Below are 19,113 nucleotides of genomic sequence, written 5' to 3' on the forward strand. Positions count from 1 at the left end.
CCGCCGAAGCCGCCACCTTGACCACCGAAGCCACCTTGACCGCCGAAGCCACCTTGACCGCCAAAGCCTGCGCCTTGACCGCCTGCTGGTGCACCCGCTGGACGTGGATTACGCGCAGGAACAACTGTAGAAATTGCATGTTTGTAAACCATTTGGCTTACAGTGTTTTTCAATAAAACAACATATTGGTCAAAAGATTCAATATGACCTTGTAGCTTGATACCGTTCACAAGGAAGATAGAAACAGGAATACGTTCTTTACGGAGAGAATTTAAGAACGGATCTTGTAAAGTTTGACCTTTAGACATGTTATAACTCCAAAAATAATTAAAAATCAGCGCAAAAACTATCTTTATTTTTCAATTAAAAATTATAAAAAAGACAGTGTGTAAATTTTGCTTTATCCGTACCAGTTTCGCAAGTCTTCTTGAGCCTGCTTTATCGTAAAATATGTGTGAAATTTATGCGATTCCTGCAACGATCTGAGCCAAGTATATTGACGTTTCGCAAGTTGTCGTGTTGCGAATAGCGCCTTATCCTCCATTTCCTGCATTTTTCTGCGACTTTCATCACCTTTTTGTAAAAACTCTAAAGCTTGACGATAACCGACAGAGCGCATGGAAGGTAAATTTGCATCTAAATCGTATTTTTCAATAAGATGACGCACCTCATTTAAAAAACCCATTTCCCACATGATCTCTAAGCGTTTTTCAATACGCTGATGTAATTCTACCCGATCAGGCACTAAGGCGTGGTTATGAAAAGTGTAACGATATGGTACATTTTTAGGTTGTTCTGCTTGCAGTTGGGTAATTGGTGTGCCTGTTAATTTATAAACTTCCAAAGCACGAATAATACGTTGCTTATCGGACACTTTAAACTTTTGTCCCGCCAATGCATCTACCGCACATAATTCTGCATATACAGCCTCCCAACCTTCACGCGCGGCTTTATCTTCAATTTCAGCACGTACTTGGTAATTGGCACTGGGTAAATTTGAAGATAAACCTTCAAGCAATGCCTTAAAATACAGCATGGTTCCGCCCACTAAAATTGGGGTTTTTCCTATCGCGTGCATATCGTCAATCAAGGCGCAGGCATCTTCGACAAATTGTGCAGCAGAATACACTTCAAGCGGGCTGATAATATCAATCAAATGATGCGGATAACGCGCCTGTTCCGCTTTAGTTGGTTTGGCTGTACCAATATCCATATCTCGATAAACTAGCGCAGAATCGACTGAAATCAGCTCAAAATGCCCCATTTCATACAGCTCACATGCCAAAGCAGTTTTACCGCTTGCAGTTGGTCCCATTAAATTGATGACCGGCAATTGATTTGACATGTAACGCTACTCTCCTCGAGCAAAAAGTTTATCTAGTTGTGCCAATGGAAAGGCACGCCAAGTCGGGCGACCATGATTACATTGGCTAGCAAATTCGGTTTGTTCCATTTGACGCAATAAGGCATTCATTTCAGAAAGACTTAGCATCCGATGTGCCCGTACTGCGCTATGGCATGCCATTCCTGCCAAAATATGATCACGCTTTTGCAACAAGGCTTGCGCTTCATCATTCGGGTCTAAATCATCAAGGAGTTCAGGAATTAATTCAGCAAAATCTGCCCTATGCAAAATCGCGGGCACACCGCGCACAATGACCTGTTCATCACCATATTGGTCTATTTCCAAGCCCAGTCTTGCCAATTGTTCTTTTAAATCATCCACCCGCATGGCTTGCATACGACTGATGCTGATAACTTTGGGAATCAGCAATTGCTGCGAAGTCCAAAACTCAGGTTTATCCCAAGCGGCTTTCATTTGTTGCAACACAATTCGTTCATGGGCAGCATGCATATCTACAATAATCAAGCCTTCACTGTTTTGCGCCAATATGTAAATACCGTGCAATTGCGCAATTGCAATGCCAAGTGGATGTTCATCCACCACAGGTGTTGTGGTTGTTTGCGTAAGATTGGCTGAGTCTTGATCCAGTTCACGTAAAGGCGCGAGATAGCTTTTTAAAGCATTGTTGAGCTGTTGCGAACCTTGATAATTGCTCTGCACAGGTCGGTTATATTGAACTGTCTGCGGCTGATTTTGATTAAAATCGGTAAGTAGCTCACTTCCCGCTTGTGAATCAGGCTGCATCGTGTATTCAGCTGCTGCACCGTCTACAGAGTTGTGAGGATTAGCCTCGGCATGTTTGTGCAGCAAAAATTGTTCCTGATAACGCGGTTGTACCACATAAGGCGCAGCTTGTTCGACAGGATCGGCTTTCATGGCTGTAGCTAAATCTGCAGTTGCAGTTTGAAATTGAGCTAAGGTTTCTTTGGCGTAATGTCGTACAAACTCATGCACTTCTCGCTGATTTAAAAAGCGAATTTCATGCTTGGTCGGATGCACATTGACATCAATATTTTCAGGTTCTACTTCTAAAAATAGCAAATATGCAGCATGTTGATGTCCATGCAAAATACCTTCGTATGCCATACGCAAAGCATGGGAGATGGTCTTGTCTTTTACAATACGTCCATTCACATACACATACTGTAAATCGGCTTGCGAACGTGCATCGGAAGGATGCCCCAACCAACCCGATAAGCGCATGGTGACACTATCAGCATCAATCCAATAGGCATTTTCGACAAAGTTTCGTCCTAAAAGTTGCTGCACGCGCTGAAAACGCAATTCGCCACTGTCTGCAATGGGTAAATTCAGTTTAATGCTGTCGTTGTGTTCCAAAACAAAACGAATATCAAAATGTGTCAGCGCCAAACGACGGACAATTTCTTCAATATGTCCAAATTCTGTACCTGCTTTTTTCAGGAACTTACGTCGTGCAGGCACATTAAAAAATAAATCCTGCACCCGAATATGTGTGCCTTTTTGTGCAGCAACGGCCTGAATATCTTGATGGTCAAAGGCAGTGCCATTGACTTCAACCTGATAACCAACACCATCTTCAGTTTGGCTGCTGACCAAAGTCAAACGCGATACTGCTGCAATTGATGCCAGTGCTTCTCCACGAAAGCCTAAACTGACAATGGCATGTAAATCATCGGCCGTTTGAATTTTACTGGTCGCGTGACGAGTCACCGCCAAAGGCAAGTCTTCGGCATGAATGCCACGACCATTATCAATAATTTCAATGAGTGTACTGCCGCCTTGTGCCACACGAATAATCAGCTCGGTTGCACCTGCATCAATGGAGTTTTCTAGTAACTCTTTGACCACAGAGGCAGGACGCTCAATTACCTCACCCGCAGCAATTTGGTTGGCTAAGGCAGGTTCAAGCGTGTGGATCCGACGTAGATTTAACACATCATTAGGCATGATTAAATTGTTGCTCCAAAGCTTGTTGTAATGCAGCCGAAGACGAACTTAGCATTGCTGTACGGCTTAATTCATCTTCCGATTTTTTAATTTCAATGATCAAGTCTGCGGGCGGAATTTCATCGCCACCTTTTGATGGCCATTCAAATAAAAACAAGGCATTTGGGGTTTCTAAATAATCACGAATGCCCATCAGCTCTAATTCATAAGGATCATTTAAACGATATAAATCAAAATGAAAAATATCTTGTCCTTGTATTTGATAAGGTTCCACCAAGGTGTAAGTCGGACTTTTAACCGCGCCCTGATGCCCCAAATGCTGTAGAAAATAACGCGATAAAGTGGTTTTTCCTGCGCCTAAATCACCAATTAAATAAATCACACCCGACCGAAAATGCGTTGCCAAAACCTGCGCCAGATTTTGGGTATCTTGCTCATTATTTAAAGCCAAATTAAATGAATACTGCATAACGCTCACGACATGATTCAAAAGACCAATTATGATAGCATCGCACTGCTTTAAAGCCTATGTACTGATGGATAAAACTGTGTGAATGTGGACAATTTATAACAAGTTTAGACAAGGCAATGAATCAATATTGTTAAGCTTAGCACCCAAACTGCTTAGGCTATTTTCAATATGATGAAAAAGAAACTCTCCCACCTGAATATGAGCAATTTGCAGATGAAGTCGACTCATCCCAACACCTTTGTTCCACCCATGCTAGATGGTGTGAGCGCCAGCAAATTGCATTTACCCAAATTAAGCACACAGCCTGAATCAATTTTTCGTTATTTATGTATCCAGTTTGCCCATATTTCTGCACAGGAATGGCTGCAACGCTTTGAGGAAGGTCTGGTTTATGATGCCGAAGGCAAGCGTTTAGATTTAGATACACCTTATAGCGCACATCAGGATATTTTTTATTATCGTTTTTTAGCGCATGAAGTTGCCGTGCCTTTTCAGCATCAAATTTTATTTGAAAATGAACACTTATTGGTTGTAGATAAACCACATTTTTTGACCATGAGTCCTACAGGGCAATATGTACAAGAAACCCTATTAGTACGCTTAAAAAAACAAACACAGAATGAGCAGCTCACACCTATTCATCGTTTAGACCGCGAAACTGCGGGTGTGGTGCTGTTTTCCAAACAACCAGAAACTCGGGCGGTGTATCAGCAATTATTTGCAGAACGTCAGGTGCAAAAAACCTACCATGCCATTGCGCCTTATCAAGCTAATTTGTCACTACCATGTACTGTGCAATTACGCATGGAAAAAGGTGAACCTTTTTATTTGATGCACGTCGTGGCAGGCACACCTAACAGCGAAACAGAAATTCGTTTGCTTGAACATAATCAAACATGGGCAAAATATGAATTAAAGCCTACAACAGGCAAGCAGCACCAACTGCGTGTGCATTTAAATAGCTTAGGTATTGCGATTAAGAATGACCCGTTTTATCCCATTTTACAGCACAAACAAGCAGATGATTTTTCTGCACCGCTACAATTGCTTGCCAAGCATTTAAGTTTTTTTGACCCGATTAGCCAGCAACAATTCCACTTTAGCGCACAGCAAGAATTGACATTGTAATATGTTTGTCATTACAAAATAGTGGATTTTCGTTGTAGTCATATTGAAATTACAAATGAATTGTTTACAATATTGCTAAAATTTAAATCTATTTCCTTCTATTAAAAATTATGAGAAAAACTGAAGTCTATCAAGTACGCTTGGACTCTCAAGAGAAAAAACAAGCCTTTGCTGTGTTTAAACAGTTGGGGATTACGCCTGCGCAAGCGGTACGTTTGTTTTTTAAGCAAGTCGTGCTGACTAAATCAATTCCCTTTTCAATTGAAAATCAGAATATTAATCTGGAACAATTGATTAAGTTACGCAAATTAAAACAAGAGCAAAAAGCAACGCTAGTGGATGCAACCCCAAGCAATGAAGCATCTGTAACTGGCAATAATAGTGTTGAAGATTTTGAACTGGATGATGAACATCTAGACTTGTTTGATGAACTCAATGCAATTTTGGGTGAAACTGACAAAAATTAACAGTGTTGCATTTTTAAACAATTCTTTAAAAATTTACTTTAAAAACTTAGCTATGCTTCATGCAAGGACAATAAAAAAGCATGGAGTATCGTAATGATTGTAAGACGTGCCACTTTAGAAGACTTAGACCAGCTTGCTGTATTGTTCGATGAGTATCGTCAGTTTTATGGTGCATCCTCGAATTTAAGCCTTTCAGCAGCATTCTTAAAACAGCGTTTTGAAAATCAGGAAAGTGTGATTTTCATTCATATCAAAGATCAAAAAATCACTGGATTTGTATTACTTTATTTAGGCTTTTCTTCGGTTGCCTGCTCGACCTACTATATTTTAGATGACGTTTATGTCACCCCTGTTTTTAGACGACAAGGTTCGGCCAAACAGCTCATTGATACTGCAATTTTATTTGCACGACATGAAAATGCGCTACGGATTAGCCTTGAAACACAGAAAAGTAATTACCAATCCCACCAATTGTATGAAAAGATGGGTTTTGTCAAAGATGATGAATTTCAAACCTATCACTGCTTTTTAAAATAGTCATCTGATCTGACGATTGCAGAGTTAGACAATGGATTTAAATTTAACCTAGCCCAAGCCATTGCTCATAAGCTATTGATGAAAGCTCAGCTAAACTCATGTTATTCCATACGGCTTTTTGCCAACTCGACATGTTCAGGGCTTAAATACATCCATTCACCCACATCTAAAGCCAAATCAGTCAAGTTTAATGCACCAACTTGCTGACGATGTAATTGTTCTACTTTATTGCCCACTGCTGCCAGCATACGTTTAACTTGGTGATAAACACCTTGATGAATGGTCATCTGCAATTCATGTTCAGCAAGCTGTTGTACCTCTGTTGCAGCAAATGTCCCTGATTCATTGCGCAATGCGACACCCTGCTCAAGTTGCTGGATTTGTGTTGCATTAATCGGGTCTGCGGTGTGCATAGCATACACTTTTGCCACATGCTTTTTAGGATGGGTCAATGCTTGTAAAAACTGTCCATCATCCGTCAGCAATAACAGCCCTGTGGTGTCCTGATCTAAGCGTCCAACACACTGCAAACCACGATTCAGCAATACATCATCAAACAAGTCAAACACACTAAAATGATGGGTCGCCTGATGCGAACACTCATAGCCTTGTGGTTTATGTAAGGCGATATAGACCTTTTCACGATATTGATAATTTTCCCCATACACCGAAAATTGCAAAACCGTTTCAGGCGCAATTTTTATCGCGAATTTAGGATTGGTCTGGGTTTCGCCCATAATGGTGACTGCACCATTTTTAATGAGTTGTTGGCAATGTTTACGTGATCCAAAGCCTTGTGATTGCAACATTTTTTCCAACAACATGATGAGCGACCTAATGATAAAAAGTATAAATATATTTGCTGCTATTCTAAACCAAATACACCGTAAATTCTGAACACATTGCGTACCTTGCCCGCTTGTAGTTCAAAACAGTTACAATAACTGCACTTTTCCAATTTATTTCCCCTTTTATGGATCACCATGCTCTCTCAATTAGACCTTAACCTGATGGTGCTGATCGTTCTACTCGCATGCGGTATTTTTAGCCAAAATACGGCTGTGACCATTGCCGCAGCAGTACTGATTGTTTTTAGAATTACGCCGCTAAGTGAATTTTTCCCACTATTGCAGCAGCATGGCTTAAATCTGGGCATTATCATTCTCACCATTGGCGTACTGACACCCATTGCCAGTGGCAAACTTCCAGGCGAAGCAATTCTAAAATCTTTCCTGAGTTGGAAATCTTTACTTGCGATTGCAATTGGTGTTTTTGTGGCATGGTTAGGCGGGCGGGGTGTCAAGCTCATGACCAATCAGCCTGATGTGGTCGCAGGCTTATTGATTGGTACAGTCGCAGGTGTTGCTGTGCTACGTGGCGTGCCTGTGGGACCACTGATTGCAGCAGGAATTCTCACCTTGTTTATTGGCTATTCTTAACATAGATTTAGGGACGCTTGGTTTAGATGGTTTTGCTTGAATTCATCGTCTTGTATCAACCAATTTCAATAAAAACCATCCAAATCTAAGCCACTTTGCGAAACAAGATAGATGTTAATATCATTCCCATTGCAGATAAAACGGCCATTAAAATACCAACCCAAAGCCATGTTCCTGTGGCAGATACGATCGCTGCGACCACAGGCGGCAATAAAAATTGTGAAATTGCCGAGCACTGCAACACCAAACCTACGGTGGTACTAATCGCAATCGGTTGTGGTGCAAAATTAAGTACTTGCGCAAATACCACAGCTGCGACTAAACCACCAAATAAAGAGAAATGGATGACCAATAAAAACTGCACAATGAATGGTAAAACATCACGCAAAATATAAAAACTCAGTGCGCATAGCATCAATATCGCAAAACCCATTTGCATCAACACTTGCGCTCTCAGCCCACGCTGTAATAACAACCCACATACAAATGTACCCACCGCATTTGCCATTGCAACCATAGCTGTGAGCACACCTGCGGTTTGTAAAGATATTTGATATTGCTGATAAATGGTCGGCAAAAAACCCACCAAACTGAACCACTGCCCTGCATAAACACCAAAAACCAAAGCCAATATCCATGCGGGTGGGTGGCTCAAAGTGCTTTTAATCAGTTCAAAGATGGCAATGGCTTGCGTGCTGATCTGCACACTTGGTACGGCTTTATAAATGATGATTGCGAGCGCAAAGGATAACAATCCAAAACACATCCACACGCCTTGCCAATCCAAGATGGGCAGTAAAAACGGCGTACTTAGTAAACCAATACCCATCCCACCGCCCATATAGGCACTCCACAGCCCCATTTTGGCAGGCAACTGCTCCACTGCAACCAGTTGACGAATAAATGCAGGGCCGCTGAGTGTAATCAGTAAAAAGCCAAAACCTTCAATTACACGCAGACTTAATAGTGCGGAAAAGCTATGTACAAAACCACCAACAAAACTTGCACCTGCCAATAAAGACAAACCCAAAAGTACACAGCGTTTTAAGCCAATTTTTGCGGTATAACTGCCTAGCAACAACGCCAAAGACATGCCCGCAGCTTGTACCAAAGACAGCAAAAAACCTGCCTGAACCAAACTAATTCCGAGTTCAGCTTGTAGGATGGGTACAGTCGGTGGCAACTTGCCAATATGCATTGCTGCCATAAAACCCGCAGCAACAATCCACAAATCCTTTGTCAGCCAACGTACCGAACTCACTGCGCTCTCCCTTAATTTTCGCAAGGCAAGCTTAGCAAGAACATCTCACTGTTTTTAGTGGAGATTTAGATGAGCTTAGTGTTTTTAGCGATAAATTAGCATTCTCTTTACGATGCTGATCGTACGATTTTTAACTTGAATAATACTGCGTGCGTTTTTGGGAAAATTTCTCTAATTGCTTCAAAAAGCCTTCAAAATAGCACTTTTCTTTTTCTTCGCTACGATAACCCGCATACAAGGTACGGCGTAATCCTCCCGCAGCAACGCAGTCTAAACGACGTGAAGTTACCCAGCCTTTTTGCTCATATTCATTCACCACCCAATCTGGCAATGCGCCAATCCCTCGCCCACTCGCCACCAGTTGAATCAACATTTGGGTTAAATCTGTAGTACGAATAGCTTTTGGCTGAATATTGGCTGGAATGAATAGCTTAGACATAATATCTAAACGGTGTTTATCGACAGGATAGGTAATCAGGGTTTCTTCTGCCAACTCCTGTACGGTAATGCGCTCGGCACGTACTAAAGGATGAGTATTTGACAACACCAAACGCGATTCATATTCAAAAATTGGAAAATATTCGATACCTTTTAAGGCAATCGGGTCTGCGGTAATCAATAAATCAAATTCTGCGTTTTGCAATAATTCATGCGGATTGGCTTCAAAACCTGAAGCAAAATCTAAATCTACATCAGGGTATTGCTGACGATATTGATTCAGCAGCGGCATCAACCAGTCAAAGCAACTATGACATTCCGAAGAAAAAATAATTCGCCCCGTTTGACCATGCACAATGCGGGTAATATCAGTTTGGGTGATTTGAATTTGTGGCAGGACATCATCCGCCAGTTTCAATAAACGCTGTCCGACATTGGAAAATGTCACAGGGCGACTACGACGGTTCACCACTTCTACGCCATACCAATGATCTAGTTCTTTGAGTTGATGAGAAATGGCAGATGGCGTCAGACATAAATCATTGGCGGCAGCAACCAAAGAACCATGTTCACGCAGGGCTGATAGCGTTTTTAAGTGGCGAATTTCAAGCATTGCTTGTTCCTAGTTTTTCAAGTTATTGACTGCATGTTTAGACCTAGGTCGCATTTTTATTTTGCAAAATAAGAAACAAAGCCAAACATGATTCAATTTAATAATGAATTAATTTAATCTTAGCATGTAAATAATGAGTTTTCTTCATCTTAGTTTTTATTCGATGATATTTACTACGAAATCAATACAATTCCATAAAAATAATATGGCTTTCAGCAAGCATGTTTTAGGCTTCCAACGTGCAGAGCCAAACTAGAATTGAAATTCTTAACCCAAGCCTCGCTTACTCCGACAACTTCTCTCCACAATGTGGGCAGTATTTATAAGGCTCCTGTTCTAAACGCAGCTCTTCTTCACGACGCTCACGAATTAACTGCAATAAAATATCTTGGGTTTGCTCAGTGGTTAAACCGACTTGTTTGCGTAAATCTTCAATTTTTTCTTGATCATTTAACAGATCAATCTCACTATTTTGCAATAGCTCTCTAAATTTCAACCCTAAATGCTGCTTACGTTGTTCAAGTTCGTTGGCTAAACCTGTGGCTAAAATACCTGCAGGCAATGCTGCCAAGCCGACACCCAATACCGTAATTAACGCACCTAAAATTCTGCCCCAAGGGGTAATTGGTGTGACATCGCCATAACCGACTGTGGTTAAAGTCACCACTGCCCACCACATCGAAGCGGGAATTGAGCTAAAGGCTTCAGGCTGTGCCTTGCTTTCCACCACATACACACCTGCGGCAGACATCACAATCATAATAGAGAGAATAAAAATGACTGCCTGAAATGATCCTTTTTCCCGTTCGATCACTCTTAATAAAATTTGCAATGATACAAAGTAACGTGTCAGTTTTAACAAACGCAGCAAACGTAAAATTCTTAGGAACCGTAAATCTAGATGCACAAAGAAGTTAATATAAGCAGGTAGAATCGCCAACAAATCTATAATTGCCCCACCGCTGGTAAGCCATTTTACACGCTGTTTCCACGGCGAAATAAACGGGTCTTTTTCGGCAATACTCCAAATCCGCAGCAAATATTCAAGCGTAAACACTGCGATGGAAAAGTTTTCAAAATGGTCAAAAAATACCTGATAGGCAAGATAGACATCATTCACCGACTCTAAAATAACCGCACTGGCATTGCCTAAAATCAGTAAAATTAAAAAATAGTTAATGCAACGACTAAACCATGTTTCATAGTCATCGTCGTGTAAGTTGTTATAGACAAATTTTCGAAATGTGTACCACGGTGTAAATGCCATACCGAATATTATATTTTAAGGCTTACAGTGATGGCAGTTTAACCGAAGTTTTTCTCAAAACGATAGTATTTTATGTGACGTTAAGCGGGCATTTTTAATGCAGAATTGCAGTATAAGTCATCATTATCCAAATGACTAAACTACTGAATAAACAGCAATGCTAAACGCACCTGATCATAGCCCATGCGTGGACTAGTCGCTTCAACAATCGGGCGCAGTTTAATTGCGCCATCATCGCTGAAGTGCTCTGCATTTTGACGCTTCATTAATCGCTTATAAATTTTACGGACCTCTTCCACCACTTCTTCACCTGGATGTGCCACTGAAATATCCAGATTTTGTTCTTTTTGCAAACGTGCCAAATGGTTGATAATAGTTGCAGGAGTTAAACCTCGCTCTACTGCAATATCCTGAATATCATAACCTTCTTCAAATAAAGCGCGGGTTTCATCTAACGTGGCAGTCGCATAATTGGTTTTTCCACCTTTGGCAATTTTCTTTTCATTGCGCAAAATTTCGGTTTCGTTCAACGTGCCACCACAGTGACGAATAAATGCATTATGTTGTGGTGTTAAATCCAACAACTCATAGTGCGTTTCAGCTTCTTCAGACAATTCCTGAAAACGGCGGTCAGCCTTAATCGCTAAACTGTCGAGTTCCAAAGCTTGGCTATTAAATCCCAATAAACGCAAACCGCTTAACGATTTTAATCGTGACAACGCCACATAACCCTGCCCTTTTTCAAAAGTATGGCTAAGATTGATTTCTGCCGCTTCTAAGGTCATACCTTGTGATTTGTGGATGGTAATTGCCCATGCCAAACGCAGCGGAATTTGCTGGAAACTGGCAATGGTTTTGCCTGCATCATTATCCACCGACCAAGTTTCAGGCTCGACCAGTAATACTGTGCCATCGGTCAATTTTACTTTAGGCAAAATACCGTGATCGTCATCTTCTTCAAAGCCAATCACTTCGCCCAAACTGCCGTTGATATAGCCCATATCGAAGTTGTTTTTAACAAACATCACTTTGGCATGTTTTTTTAGATTTAAAATTTCAGGCGCACGTACGGATGATTTCAGCGTTTCAATCAACTTTTCATTGCCATCACACACGGCATCAAACTGCTTGCTCTCAGTTTCAATTTCATTCAGATGCTTAAAGTTGATATTGTCCACGTCCATATTGTGCGTATATAAACGTGTGAAAGTGTCGCCAATATCTTGATGACGGGTGTGTTCCAAAGCCTGAATATGTTGATGATCAATACTTTGTGCACGAATCGCATTGAGAATGTCATTTAAGTAGTCATCGCCCTGACGGTGCTGCTCGGTTAAATAACAGACCCGAAATTTAGCTTCGACCCACGCATCTGACATAAAACAGAACTTGTCACGATTGCGCTCATCGTTTTTTCCCACAGGCGGTAACTGGAAAAAATCTCCCGCAACAATCACCTGAATGCCGCCAAAGGCTTCATCACTGTCTTTAAAATATTTTAAAACCTGATTGACTAAATTCAGTTGCTTGGCATGCAACATCGAAATTTCATCAATAATCAACACTTGCGCATTTTCTAAATGTTCTTTGAGATATTTGCGCTCTTTCATATTTTTTAGGTCGGCATCGGACAAAAAGTCTTTAATACCAATACCTGCCCACGTGTGAATGGTCATGCCATTCATATGCGTTGCAGCAATACCTGTAGATGCTGTAATGGCTACAGGTACTTTTCGTGCTTTTAAATAATTGATGTATTGATTCAGGGTATAGGTTTTACCCGCACCAGCAGAGCCTGTTAAAAAGACATTTTCGCCTGCTTTTAAAAGTTTAAGTGCAGTTTCCTGTTTCATAAGACCTATACCATTGCTGAACGGCTATAGCCTAACGAGTTTTTGCCTAAAAGTTAAGGCTCAAGTCTGCGAATACGACAACTGTTGTCTTATGCTTTAGCTGGCAATTGTGGATTCAGCCATGCAATAAACTGCTCTGCAATGGTCACCAGTAACTGTTCCGCTTTTTGATTATTCGGATATTCCAACTGATCAAATTCAAGTTGCCCCTGCCGAAAATGACAGCCCAGAGTCAATTGCTGCGCATAATGTGGCGATGCCATGTGAAAAGCCACATATTGCCCTTCACTCATTAGCTTGGCATAGCTAAGTGCCAAACAGTGTTTAAAGTTTTTCGATTCTTCAATAATACGGTCTAAATCGGTCAGTTCTTCAAAACACCAACCTGAAAAGTACAATATTTGCTGCGGGCTTTTCGCCTGCCATGTGCTACACGGAATTTCTTTTTTCAGTTTGGCAAATAGCTCTGCTTTATACACTTGTTGATGCCAACGCACCGCCTGATGAAACAGCCCCAACCAACTCAGACTTTTAGGAATATGCGTATGCGCTGCAAAATATTCCAGTAAATAGTCACGCACATAACTGTCAAACACTGAAACTCGCGTATGCTGCGCCCGTAAATAAAAACGCTGCCTAAAATCATCGGGTTGAAGCTGATAACGCTGCAATACCGTATAAAAGTCACGCTGCTGCTGACTCTCGGGCTGAATATAATCCAACAAAGCGGGTGGTAAATCCTGTGTGATTTGCTGTAAATACAACATATAACTTTGCATGACACGACTCAAACGTCTAAATACATGTTTCACCAAATACTCATCTTGCTGCGCCACTGTTTTTAGCAAACTCATCCATTCATCCAAATACAAAATGGAAGGACTAATCGCAACGCGTGGATCATCTACAGATTGTTTTTCACCATGTGGCATTAGGCTGACATTATGTGCATGCGCAAACCACGCCTGCTGTGTCGCATACACATTACAGCTTTGAATAAACATACGCGCCGCAGAATATTGAAAATATTGCAAAGTTGCCAAAATAATCCGTGGATGTGCCTGACTACAATCGACAAAACTGAGCGCTGTCACTGCGACCCGCACACTGGTGTGCTGCATATTTAAACTGAGCCAATCCAACACTTGTGCAGACTGTTTAAACAGCCAGTTCACCGCTCGTGGATAATCAAATAACGGCAGTTTGGCAACCTTCTTTTGCCAAATTAAAGGACAGGATTTTAAGAAATGCGGTTTTGCCAATGCATCGGAACGCTGCCACACTTCTCGGTGCATTAAACGGGCAAAACCCAGTAAATGACCATGTTCTTCGGCATGCCGATACAACAACTGAATATCATCCTGATGGTCAATTAAATCTTGTAAATTAAAACGCTCAGGAAAGGACACCGCCAAAATACGATACATGGCTTTAGGCAAAAACTGTGCTGCACTAAAACAAAAATCATCATAACTGTGCATTAAGGCTTGCACAGGCAAAAAGGTATCACCCTCAATAAATTCTAAAGCACACAATGCAGATAAAGCAGTCAAAGTTTCCTCTGGAATGACCGCACCATGCTGTACAGCACCTGTAAAAACAGCGTGTTGGGCATAATCAGACTGAATCAAGGCTTGATCTAAAATCTGAGCCTGTACACCATCTAAATGCAGCAGCAACTGTTGAACACGTGCAGCACCATCCACCCACATATAGGCTTGCTGCATAATCAGATGTCGTAATTGCTGCGCCTGATTACGCAAAAATAAGGAGTGTTGTGGCTTTAAATCGCCCGTGTGAAACTGTAAATCATGCAGAAAAAAATCTTCAAACGCTTCTTGATGCAGCCCCGCAAACTCAAACTGCGTCTGAATTAAACTAGGGTTAGATTTAGGCGGATAAAATTCAAGGCTAAATAGACCGTTTAGCAATTCAACCCGATGCTGCAAAGGATCGATCCGAAACAAATTTTGTGCTGTAAAATGTCCAACCAAATCCATTTGATCTTGATAGATTTCTGCGGCCACACTGGAAATACGAACCAATTGCTGTGCAACGGCATGCAACTGGCTATGCTGGCAAATTGGCTGCATATACGCTCCTCATGCTTAAGTGCGGTCTATCTAAGTGTCATCTTATTTTTATTTGATTGCACCGACTAGCCCCATCACGTGATACATCCCTATTTTTTGTTTTTTATTTCCATCTGCAAAAAGTGGACAATTCTTCAATCGAGCTTAAGCCACTTATTAATTGAATTACACCTGAAATTTATGTGAACGGTATCTACACCTTAAAATTAGAGATACAAAAACACTATAAACAAGATTTAAGCCCTTGCCTATAGCCTGCGCACAACTTCAGAAAAAATAAAAACCCATTAAAAAACAAATAAATTTCAATTGATTAGTTTGCATTATTTACTCAGAAAATAGGGTTGGTGTTTGGTAGGTAGGATTTCACCACAAAGCATTGAATACTCAAATCACGGTTCAACACCGCGATAACAACACATTATTCCAATACCCAATGCAAGAAGGAATCTGAGCATGGCTTTTAAAAATATTGCAGATCAAACCAACGGTTTTTATATTCCTTGTGTGTCTCTCTTCGGCCCTGGTTGTGCCAAAGAAATTGGCGTAAGAGCGCAAAATTTAGGTGCTAAAAAAGCCCTGATTGTGACAGATGAAGGACTGTTTAAATTTGGCGTAGCCGATACCATTGCAGGCTATCTCACCGAAGCAGGCGTTGCTAGCCATATCTTTGCAGGTGCTGAGCCAAACCCAACCGACATTAACGTACATAAAGGTGTCGATGCCTACAATGCCAATCAATGCGACTTTATTGTGTCTTTAGGTGGTGGTTCTTCACATGACTGCGCCAAAGGCATTGGCTTAGTTACCGCAGGTGGTGGGCATATTCGTGATTATGAAGGCATTGATAAAAGTACCGTGCCAATGACCCCGCTAATTGCCATTAACACCACAGCAGGTACAGCATCGGAAATGACCCGTTTCTGTATCATTACCAACACTGACACGCACGTTAAAATGGCAATTGTCGATTGGCGCTGCACACCACTCATCGCCATTGATGATCCAAAACTCATGATTGCCAAACCTGCAGGTTTAACCGCAGCAACAGGCATGGATGCTTTAACTCACGCTGTAGAAGCCTACGTTTCAACTGCAGCCAATCCTATTACCGATGCCTGTGCGGAAAAAGCTATTCGTATGATTAGCCAGTGGCTCAGCCCTGCTGTGGCAAATGGTGAAAATATTGAAGCACGTGATGCCATGAGCTATGCGCAATATTTGGCAGGTATGGCATTCAACAATGCCTCATTAGGCTATGTGCATGCCATGGCGCATCAACTCGGTGGTTTCTACAACTTGCCGCACGGCGTATGTAATGCAATTTTATTGCCGCATGTTTGCGAGTTTAACCTGATTGCCTGCCCTGAGCGTTATGCAGATATTGCAGAACTGATGGGGGTAAATACTGATGGATTAACTACCACAGAAGCCGCCTATGCCGCAATTGATGCAATTCGTGAACTATCTAGCTCGATTGGTATTCCAACAGGTTTAGCAGAGTTAGGCGTTAAAGAAGATGACTTGGCGATTATGGCTGAAAATGCACAAAAAGATGCCTGCATGCTCACCAACCCACGTAAAGCCAATCATGCACAAGTGGTCGAAATTTTTAAAGCCGCGATGTAATTTGAATCTCCTGCTGAGTGAATCACGATTTGCTCAGCATCTCCCATCCTTTTTTCAATTTTCGTCTGTTGCTGTTTTATTTTTATCCTTCCCTTTGGCAGAACCATCTCAGATGCGTTCTGCTTTTTTTGCTGTTCAGAACAAAATGAACTCTCAGCATAAAACTAAACCGTTATAGATGCAGAGAGTTTGCATAATTCAATTTGACAAATGCGCACAGCTCATCAAGGATATAGACAAAATAAAATGGATGACGAGCACCTTATGCTGTTAAGCAAAAAACAAAAAACAACACCAAGCTATCAACCTGATATTTTGGGTGCAGATTACCAACAAATGACGCTGGATTTTCCATCTGATTATGAAGGCAAAGTGATTGCTACCTTGGTACGCAAAAAAGCTGAACAGGAAACCCGTAAAGCCGTACTTTATATTCATGGTTTTATTGACTATTTCTTTCAAACAGAAATGGCAGACCAGTTTAATCAGCACGGCTACGACTTTTATGCCTTAGATTTGCGCAAATACGGGCGTTCGCATTTGTCACATCAGCATTGGTACAACGTGCGCAGCTTGTCTGAATATGATGCAGAAATTTCCGCTGCACTTGAGCAAATTGCCGCAGAAGAACATGACTCAGTGATTTTGGCGGGACATTCAACAGGTGGATTAATCACCACGTTATATGTGGCACATCATCCCAATCATCCACTGATTCGTGGTTTATGGTGCAACAGCCCTTTTTATGATTTCAATATGAGCGAAATTGAGAAAAAAGTCGGTATTCCGCGCTTAAGCCAATTGGGCAAATTGCTGCCAGAAATGAAATTTCCAAGCCGCCTCAATCCATTTTATGTACCAAGTCTACACAAGCAATATCATGGTGAATGGTTATTTAATTTGGAATGGAAAAAGCCACGCTATCCTAAAGTACGATTAAGTTTTGTACGTGCAATTCATGAAGCGCAAAAAGAAATTCATGCTAGCGTACATTTGGGTGTACCAACCTTAATTATGCATGCGAGTCAAAGTAGTTATCCACGCCAATGTAATGAAATTGCGCAACGCACTGACGTAATTTTGGATGTTGCAGATATGCAAAAATATGGGCATCACATGCATGGTGATATTCAGCTTTGCCAAATTGAAGATGGCGTGCATGATTTGGTGCTTTCTGCGCCAGAAGTCCGCGCGGAAGTGTATCAGTCCTTGTTTGACTGGTTAAACCGCAAAGGGCTGTAAAAACTAAAAAAAACAGTAAGACTAAAGGACAGTGAAATGAAAGCCTAAAGACTTGACTCGTCATTTAGGCTTTGTATTTTAATAAAATTTGATGTGCAGGATGATGCTTTGGCATCAGTTCAATTAAACGCTCTACCGCATCAATCGCTTCAGGGCTATGCGCCAAATGTTTCAGCAATACATCGGTATCTTGTGCATTAAAAATGGCATCACTCAGGCGTGATTCTAAACAATCTCGCCATGCGCATAAAAATGGACTTTCAGTTTTCGCCAAAAATACCCCTGCACACGTTTGCAAGGCAGACTGCACATAACCTGCATCTAAAGCCTGCTCAGCTTGTAAAAAATCGGCTTCAATATGCGCCAAAACTCGGTAAGGACGCGAGCCGAGCATCCCCCCTAAAATATCGCGTAATTGCGACATTTCAGCTTTTAGCGTTCCCATGCTGACTTTACGCTCACCATATAGTGCTTGGTGTAAAGTGTCTAAACTCATGCCTTGTGGGCAAAGTGCCAAAATCACCAATATTTCAATTTGACGCGGTGTCATCACCACCACTTTGCCATTAAATAACACCTGTGGCACACGAAACGCGCGAATATAAAGCTGCTGTTTTTGCTGTTCCAGCAACGCATTTTGAATTAAAGAAGCACAGCGCTCTGCTGCCAACAAACCCAAACTGTTATGATTTTTCCAAGTGGTCGATAAATCAATCACGCCCAACACTTGTTTGGAATGTGGGTCTAAAATTGGTGCGGCATAACAAACCCAGTCATGTAACGATGACATATAATGTTCACTGGAAAACACACAACTGGCTTGCTGAGTTTTGAGTGACAAAGCCAAAGCATTGGTACCCACCAACTCTTCACGCCACTGTCCACCCTCTACAAAATGTACTCGTTCCGCCACATTACGCATTTGAGCGCTCGCTGCCGTCCAAATAATCGTACTGCCCACATCGCCCACGGCTGCCACCATGTCGGACTGCTGCGCGATATGTTTTAAATCTTCTGCGCAATTTTGCACAGCTCTCTGTAAAGCCGAACCGCCTTGCGGATGCGATAAACTGGAATTTAACGGAGCAGCCTGCCGATCTACAGGAATTTCTGCAATTTCAGAGCGTTGCCAAGAATTTAAAATACTCTGCTGAATTTGCTGCGCATGCAGCGGCGATAAACTACTGCTTTGTCTAAACCGTTCAATATGCAGTTTTTTTTCCAATAGATCTTGTTTTTTCATCATGACTGATTCTCACAATCCTGTGTGCACTACATCCAATGTAGTGCTTGTTTTTGTAAGGATTTGTTCGTTGCTTGTAAACCTGCAACTTTCCAAC

17 protein-coding genes are annotated in these 19,113 nt (G+C 41.5%); 6 read left to right on the forward strand and 11 right to left on the reverse strand.

The features are described 5' to 3' along the window. From hfq to tsaE, 4 genes are all read right to left on the reverse strand, one after another. Positions 1-308, reverse strand: a 308-nt coding sequence (hfq, locus tag E0H79_RS10950; RefSeq protein ID WP_131261620.1) for an RNA chaperone Hfq, incomplete at its 3' end; no start/stop codon positions are given. 92 nt (positions 309-400) lie between these two features. Continuing rightward, entirely contained in the window at positions 401-1,345 is a 945-nt protein-coding gene (gene miaA, locus E0H79_RS10955; RefSeq protein ID WP_131261621.1) for a tRNA (adenosine(37)-N6)-dimethylallyltransferase MiaA, read from the reverse strand. Positions 1,346-1,351: 6 nt separating this feature from the next. Then, positions 1,352-3,334, reverse strand: coding sequence for a DNA mismatch repair endonuclease MutL (gene mutL, locus E0H79_RS10960; RefSeq protein ID WP_131261622.1), 1,983 nt, complete (start codon positions 3,332-3,334; stop codon positions 1,352-1,354). Continuing rightward, entirely contained in the window at positions 3,327-3,803 is a 477-nt protein-coding gene (tsaE, locus tag E0H79_RS10965) for a tRNA (adenosine(37)-N6)-threonylcarbamoyltransferase complex ATPase subunit type 1 TsaE (RefSeq protein WP_004976844.1), read from the reverse strand. The genes mutL and tsaE overlap by 8 nt, the downstream gene beginning before the upstream one ends. Positions 3,804-4,019: 216 nt before the next feature. On the opposite strand from tsaE, the gene E0H79_RS10970 reads away from it, so the two are divergent. The 3 genes from E0H79_RS10970 to E0H79_RS10980 all read left to right on the forward strand — a co-directional run bounded on the left by E0H79_RS10970 (position 4,020) and on the right by E0H79_RS10980 (position 5,938). Next, complete coding sequence (locus tag E0H79_RS10970; RefSeq protein ID WP_131261623.1) at positions 4,020-4,934, forward strand: pseudouridine synthase; 915 nt, start codon at positions 4,020-4,022, stop codon at positions 4,932-4,934. Between the two features lie 110 nt (positions 4,935-5,044). Continuing rightward, positions 5,045-5,401: a type II toxin-antitoxin system RelB/DinJ family antitoxin gene (locus tag E0H79_RS10975; protein WP_004976848.1), complete on the forward strand. Its 357-nt coding sequence runs from the start codon at positions 5,045-5,047 to the stop codon at positions 5,399-5,401. A gap of 93 nt (positions 5,402-5,494) precedes the next feature. Further along, positions 5,495-5,938 (forward strand): GNAT family N-acetyltransferase, encoded by a 444-nt coding sequence (locus E0H79_RS10980; protein ID WP_004976850.1) that lies wholly within the window; start codon positions 5,495-5,497, stop codon positions 5,936-5,938. Positions 5,939-6,039: 101 nt separating this feature from the next. Here E0H79_RS10980 and E0H79_RS10985 read toward each other — a convergent pair whose 3' ends face one another. Continuing rightward, positions 6,040-6,762 carry a pseudouridine synthase gene (locus E0H79_RS10985; protein WP_131261624.1) on the reverse strand — a complete coding sequence of 241 codons (723 nt, stop codon included), beginning with the start codon at positions 6,760-6,762 and terminating at the stop codon, positions 6,040-6,042. A gap of 159 nt (positions 6,763-6,921) precedes the next feature. Here E0H79_RS10985 and E0H79_RS10990 point away from each other — a divergent pair, with 159 nt between their 5' ends. Next, a complete protein-coding gene (locus E0H79_RS10990; protein ID WP_004976854.1) occupies positions 6,922-7,377 on the forward strand; it encodes a DUF441 domain-containing protein in 456 nt (151 codons plus the stop codon). An 85-nt stretch (positions 7,378-7,462) separates the two neighbouring features. Here E0H79_RS10990 and E0H79_RS10995 read toward each other — a convergent pair whose 3' ends face one another. The 5 genes from E0H79_RS10995 to E0H79_RS11015 all read right to left on the reverse strand — a co-directional run bounded on the left by E0H79_RS10995 (position 7,463) and on the right by E0H79_RS11015 (position 14,902). Then, a complete protein-coding gene (locus E0H79_RS10995; protein WP_131261625.1) occupies positions 7,463-8,638 on the reverse strand; it encodes a CynX/NimT family MFS transporter in 1,176 nt (391 codons plus the stop codon). 130 nt (positions 8,639-8,768) lie between these two features. Continuing rightward, entirely contained in the window at positions 8,769-9,689 is a 921-nt protein-coding gene (locus tag E0H79_RS11000; protein ID WP_131261626.1) for a LysR family transcriptional regulator, read from the reverse strand. Between the two features lie 283 nt (positions 9,690-9,972). Continuing rightward, the gene (locus E0H79_RS11005; RefSeq protein ID WP_096901190.1) at positions 9,973-10,956 is read right to left on the reverse strand and encodes an ion transporter; all 984 of its coding nucleotides are present in this window, start codon (positions 10,954-10,956) and stop codon (positions 9,973-9,975) included. Between the two features lie 140 nt (positions 10,957-11,096). Then, on the reverse strand, positions 11,097-12,809 hold the full coding sequence (locus E0H79_RS11010) for an AAA family ATPase (protein ID WP_131261627.1): 1,713 nt from the start codon (positions 12,807-12,809) through the stop codon (positions 11,097-11,099). Positions 12,810-12,898: 89 nt separating this feature from the next. Beyond that, positions 12,899-14,902, reverse strand: coding sequence for a hypothetical protein (locus E0H79_RS11015; protein WP_131261628.1), 2,004 nt, complete (start codon positions 14,900-14,902; stop codon positions 12,899-12,901). Between the two features lie 456 nt (positions 14,903-15,358). On the opposite strand from E0H79_RS11015, the gene mdh reads away from it, so the two are divergent. Next, positions 15,359-16,531, forward strand: a complete 1,173-nt coding sequence (gene mdh, locus E0H79_RS11020) for an iron-dependent methanol dehydrogenase (RefSeq protein WP_004976867.1) — start codon at positions 15,359-15,361, stop codon at positions 16,529-16,531. Positions 16,532-16,777: 246 nt separating this feature from the next. Next, positions 16,778-17,773, forward strand: a complete 996-nt coding sequence (locus E0H79_RS11025) for an alpha/beta hydrolase (protein ID WP_131261629.1) — start codon at positions 16,778-16,780, stop codon at positions 17,771-17,773. Between the two features lie 64 nt (positions 17,774-17,837). Here the strand turns inward: E0H79_RS11025 and E0H79_RS11030 are convergent, their stop codons facing one another. Next, positions 17,838-19,019: a hypothetical protein gene (locus tag E0H79_RS11030; protein ID WP_004976871.1), complete on the reverse strand. Its 1,182-nt coding sequence runs from the start codon at positions 19,017-19,019 to the stop codon at positions 17,838-17,840. Between the last annotated feature and the right edge of the window lie 94 nt (positions 19,020-19,113).

Source organism: Acinetobacter sp. ANC 5045 (assembly GCF_004331005.1).
Taxonomy (GTDB): Bacteria; Pseudomonadota; Gammaproteobacteria; order Pseudomonadales; family Moraxellaceae; genus Acinetobacter; species Acinetobacter towneri.